This window comes from Verrucomicrobiota bacterium, from assembly GCA_027622555.1.
Lineage (GTDB): Bacteria > Verrucomicrobiota > Verrucomicrobiia > Opitutales > UBA2995 > UBA2995.
The window spans coordinates 1-4,977 of the sequence record JAQBYJ010000209.1 but is presented as its reverse complement, the minus strand read 5'-3'; the positions used below and the strand labels follow the sequence as shown (position 1 = coordinate 4,977).

Sequence of the window (4,977 nt, the reverse complement as noted above, 5' to 3'; positions counted from 1 at the left end):
CGCCAAGGCCATCGTGTTTGATATCCTGCTCATCCAGATATAGCTTTTTCCAGCGGTTTAACGTGGAAATGTCGATTCCAAGATCATGCGACACTTCTAGCGCTGCTCGTCCCGATAACACCAGCGATACGGCGTTGTCCTTGAATTCTTTCGTATACTTTCGTCTTTGACTCATTGTTCTCATTTTATGCATTGTTTAGCACAACATGTCTCCCATTTTTCGGGGCAGGCTCACTTTAAGGACAACCATCTGCTCTAAAAAGTAACTCACTCCTCCTAATCAAGGACATCCTGTTAATAATTAACCATTTGGTTAATTATTGTCATTGACAGCCATTGCTTTCACGCCTTCATTTAACCTCATGGTTAACAATGAAGAGCAATTAAACCGAGTGTTCCATGCGCTGGCTGATCCAACTCGACGAAGGATACTCGCCAAAATCGCCAGCAGCGACGCAACCGTCGGTGAACTTGCGGAGCCATTCTCAATTTCGGCACCGGCAGTATCCAAACACCTTAAAACTTTGGAAGGTGCCCTTTTAATCAATCGGGTCAAGAAAGGCAAAATCCATCGTTTTCAGTTAAACACACAGCCCCTGCAAAACGCTCAGGTGACTATTAACCAGCTTACCACCTTTTGGCTCCAACGCCTGACCAATCTCGAGAACTTATTAAATTCAAATCAAAAATAATCATGGATACATCACAATCGCTCTCCCTGTTAGAGATTCGCAAAACACTAGCTGCCGATCCTCAAACTGTCTTCAACGCACTCTCTAAACCAGAGCTTCTTAATCAATGGATGTATGCCATGGATGAAGGATCCGCCCGAACCGAAGTAGACCTGCAAGTCGGAGGTAAGTATTCCGTCGCAATGATAAACCAGGCCGGTGAAACCGTTGCCACACCCTACGGTAAATTTATCGAAATTGATCCTCCCCACAAACTATCAATGACCTGGATCACAGACGGATTCGTAGATTATAGCCTGTTAACCTTTGAACTAAAGGAAGTAGATGGAGGAACGGAATTAACCTTACGACATGAGTTGCCTGAAACCACCGTGGAAGATCACCGCGGCGGATGGACCAATTGTCTGCAACATTTAAACTCAATTCTTTAGTAGAAAGGTACCCCAATGAGCGACGACAACACACTCACTGTCCTCGAGCTTAGAAAAGTCGTTAACGCTTCACGTGAACGCGTATTCGATGCGTTAACCAAACCTGAATTGATCAATCAATGGATGTTTGGTATGGATGAAGGCCGCGCAGATATTGTTGGCGATATTCAACCTGGCGGAAAGTACCAATTGAATATGGTGCGACCCAATGGTGAAGTCGCCTACTCTCCTCACGGAGAATATCTCGAAATCGATCCACCAAACAAAATATCCATGACTTGGTGTTCAGAAGGTTTTATCGACCACAGCATCCTTTCTTTTGAACTTGTTTCTACTGATACTGGAACCGAAATAATCATTCGCCACGAGCTACCCGAGTTCACAGTCGCAGATCATCGAGAAGGCTGGACCACATGCCTCAATCATTGCGAACGGCTTTTCCCTGTATAATACCAAAGTAAAATGTCGTCAGAAAATGTCATGCGTTAAACCATCGCCTCGCTCAGTCATTTGATAACAAAGACTTGTTGACACATCCGTTATTTGCCTGAGCCACACTATTAGCGAATTCCCGTAAATATATTTGAGATCCTGAGTAGGGTTTGAAGTCGCCACCAAGTTCCATGACACCTCGAGAATCCCAATTGATCTCGCCTTTCAATAAGTCGATGAAGATAGGATCTCCGTCTCTTACGTAGGCAATCGGACCGCCAACAGCCGCTTCAGGCGAACAATGAACACCGATCGCTCCATGGGAAACTCCTGATACCCGGGTATCTGAAACGAAGGCTACTTTGCCGTCGAGTTCGGGTGTTGAAAGCGCAGAGGTTGCCACGAGGACTTCGGGCATCCCCATGGCCACGGGTCCCATGCCACGAAGAACAACCACATGGCCCGGTTTAATCCTACCATCAGTTACAGCTTTCACCAACGAATCGACATCATTAAAGCAAATAGCAATCCCATCGAACTCCGGATCCAAACGACTTGAAACCTTGAATACGATGCCATCGGGAGCAAGACTGCCAAAACAGATTTGCATATCCGCAAACGCTTTAAATGGCTGCCCGACCGGAGCAATCAGATCGTTGCCTGGCGGAACGGCCGGAGCATCCGCGACTTGTTCAGCCAGGGAGTCCGCAAACATAGTCGGAACCGAACCGTCCAACACACCCACTCCAATCAGATGTTTGATGAGCATAGGCGTTCCACCCATTTTGAACAAGTCGATCATCGTTCCGCGACCACGAGGCGCAAAATTACAATAAACAGGAATTCCTCTGAGAATTTTTTGAACATCGCGAAGGCCAAAGTCTGCTCCAGCTTCAACGGCCAGAGCCATTAAGTGAAGAATCCCATTAGTGGATCCACCGGAGGCACCAATCATGGCGGTGGCATTACTGAGTGCAGCTTTGGTAATGATATCACGCGGGCGCTTTCCAGCTTTTAAAATCTCCAGCATCCATCCTCCGGCTTTTTTGCATTCAGCGCGCTTTTCATCTCCTTCAGCCGGATTGGAAGAACTGTAAGGCGGCATTAACCCAATGGCTTCCATGGCGAGACCCCAGGTATTAAACGAAGCTGCAATGCCACAACCACCCGCCCCCGGACAAGCATGTTTGACCACTTCAAGCAATTTTTCTTTGGTCGACCTCCCAACCTCCACGGCAGCTTGTTCATCGTAAACGTGTTGGATGGTGATTTCTTTCCCATTGAGGCACCCTGGCTTGATAGTTCCACCACTCAAAATAAATCCAGGAAGGTTACTTCGCATAAGTGCCAAGGCAAAACCTGGTCCATTCTTGTCGCAATGGTGCAACCCAATCATCCCGTCAAAGCGGTGAGAGGTCGTAACCATTTCGGCACTGCTGGCGATCACGTTGCGAGATGGCAAAGAAGCATTTCCTCCGCTATGAGCTTGCGTGATGTTGTCACTAACAGAGGGAACTCCAAAGCGGTAGCCCAGCATACCGGCCTCAGATAGTCCTTCCTTGACCGATTCACCAATCTCGTAGCTGTGCATGTTGCACAGGTTGATTTCATGAAGTGGAGTGCCAATTCCGATCTGAGGTTTTTTGAAATCTTCTTTCTGCCAACCCAGGCCGTAGTAAAAGGCGTGGGGGCCAAGATTTTCTTCGCTTTGGGTGAGCTCGCGACTCTTCCAGTTAAGTTCTTTGTCACTCATAAATTTTGGTACCAAGATGGATGTCTTTATTTTTGGATTACCGAGGGATCAACCGCCGATTAGTGGAATGATTTTTGAAATGATCATAACTTCAAGGAGTCCAAACAGACCGAGAGAAGCCAGCATAATGGACCAGGTTTTTAAAGTCTCCCCTTCAGTGAACCCACTCAATTTACACACAACCCAAAAGCCGCTGTCGTTCATCCAGGAACCCACTTGGGAACCAAATGCTATTACAGCAAAAATGTAAACGGGATGGTATGGAAGCACCATCATTTCGCCACCCCCTCCAACACCGATAATCGCAGCCATGATTCCGGAAGTTGTAATCATTGATACCGTTCCAGAACCTTGGGCAACCTTCATCACAGCAGCAATGAGCCAGGCTAATAAAAGCAGGGAAAGTCCAGTTCCCTCTGTGGCTGCTTGAACAGCTTCACCCACCCCTGCATGCCTGATCATTGCACCAAAAGCTCCTCCGGCAGAGGTGATTAAAATAATAGTTCCGGCAGTAGCTATGGGGGCTTCCATCTCTTTCCAAAGATGCCCCATATTTATCTTTCTCTGAGAGGCCATCAGATAAATCGCAATCAAGGTCCCAATCGCCATTGCCAGATTCTTGTTACCAAGAACCTCAATCGTTGTATTTAAGGTACTAACCTCACCACTGCCAAACGCCTTAACAATGGAAGCCAGGGCAATGAGAAACACCGGAAGGACAACTGGAAGAATGGAGACAACAAAGGGAGGAAGGTCCGAGTCATCCTTTGAAACAATGCTCTCCAAATCAGCGATTTTCACCATGGGGCTTTCTCGCAAACTAAGATTGAGTTTTTTATCCATTCGACTCGCCAGCCAAACCCCAAAGGCTCCCGCCGGCAGTCCAAGAAGCGTCCCCATGATCATGGCAAATCCAAGATCCAATTGAAGGGTTTCGATCATAACCAGGGGTCCAGGGGTTGGTGGAACCAGCCCGTGGGTTAAAGCTCCTCCAGCGCATACGCACATCACAAAATACAGATATCGTTTTCCCAATCGGAACGCCAAAGCTTGAGCCAAAGGTATTATAAGAAAGAACACCGTGTCGAAAAATACCGGAATCGAAAGAAAGAAGGCCGCAAACATCATTGCCCAACCCGCTTTTTTCTCCCCCATAACACGCACCAAACTTCGGACTATTTTATCCGCGGCACCACTCTCCATTAGACAAACACCTATAATAGCGGCCACCCCGATAACCCAGGCAATCTTTCCGGCTGTTATACCAAACTCAGTCATTGAAAGCTCAATAGCTGCCACGATGTGATTCTGATCTGCTGCACCAGGCAGAGTTTCAGCCAGGACTCCCACAAGAATAGCGGCAAGAATCAGGGCAACGAATGCGTGGAAACGAAACACAGCGATCGCAACAACTATAAAAATAATTCCTACAGCGAGCACCATAAATGGCCAGGAAGTAGAGGTAGCTAACACAGAAGGCATAAGAAGATTCATATTATTTTGGAGATGGTTTGGACGAAAAGCAGGTAATTTGGATACCGGCGGGGTAGAAGTAACTGAGGCTGATTTTCCGGCCTGCGTGGTGCAATGAAAAAGTCTCGGTTCTTCGCTATTTTTAGTGGATCAATATAAAGCAGGCATTTTGAGTTTACCGGCTACGAAGTAAAGC

Annotated in this window: 6 protein-coding genes; 3 read left to right on the top strand and 3 right to left on the bottom strand. The window is 47.1% G+C overall.

Annotation, left to right across the window (positions count from 1 at the left end; translation table 11 throughout):
* The coding region (locus tag O3C43_24660) for a transposase (protein ID MDA1069681.1) at positions 1-175 on the bottom strand (175 nt) is incomplete at its 3' end.
* 145 nt (positions 176-320) lie between these two features.
* Here O3C43_24660 and O3C43_24655 point away from each other — a divergent pair.
* From O3C43_24655 to O3C43_24645, 3 genes are read left to right on the top strand one after another with little or no spacing between them, the layout of a single operon-like run.
* Positions 321-692 (top strand): metalloregulator ArsR/SmtB family transcription factor, encoded by a 372-nt coding sequence (locus O3C43_24655; GenBank protein MDA1069680.1) that lies wholly within the window; start codon positions 321-323, stop codon positions 690-692.
* A 2-nt stretch (positions 693-694) separates the two neighbouring features.
* A complete protein-coding gene (locus O3C43_24650; GenBank protein MDA1069679.1) occupies positions 695-1,123 on the top strand; it encodes an SRPBCC domain-containing protein in 429 nt (142 codons plus the stop codon).
* Positions 1,124-1,138: 15 nt separating this feature from the next.
* Positions 1,139-1,573, top strand: coding sequence for an SRPBCC domain-containing protein (locus tag O3C43_24645; GenBank protein ID MDA1069678.1), 435 nt, complete (start codon positions 1,139-1,141; stop codon positions 1,571-1,573).
* A gap of 52 nt (positions 1,574-1,625) precedes the next feature.
* Here the strand turns inward: O3C43_24645 and O3C43_24640 are convergent, their stop codons facing one another.
* Both O3C43_24640 and O3C43_24635 read right to left on the bottom strand, forming a co-directional pair.
* Positions 1,626-3,308 carry a dihydroxy-acid dehydratase gene (locus O3C43_24640; protein MDA1069677.1) on the bottom strand — a complete coding sequence of 561 codons (1,683 nt, stop codon included), beginning with the start codon at positions 3,306-3,308 and terminating at the stop codon, positions 1,626-1,628.
* 48 nt (positions 3,309-3,356) lie between these two features.
* Positions 3,357-4,802 carry an SLC13 family permease gene (locus tag O3C43_24635; GenBank protein ID MDA1069676.1) on the bottom strand — a complete coding sequence of 482 codons (1,446 nt, stop codon included), beginning with the start codon at positions 4,800-4,802 and terminating at the stop codon, positions 3,357-3,359.
* Positions 4,803-4,977: the final 175 nt, after the last annotated feature.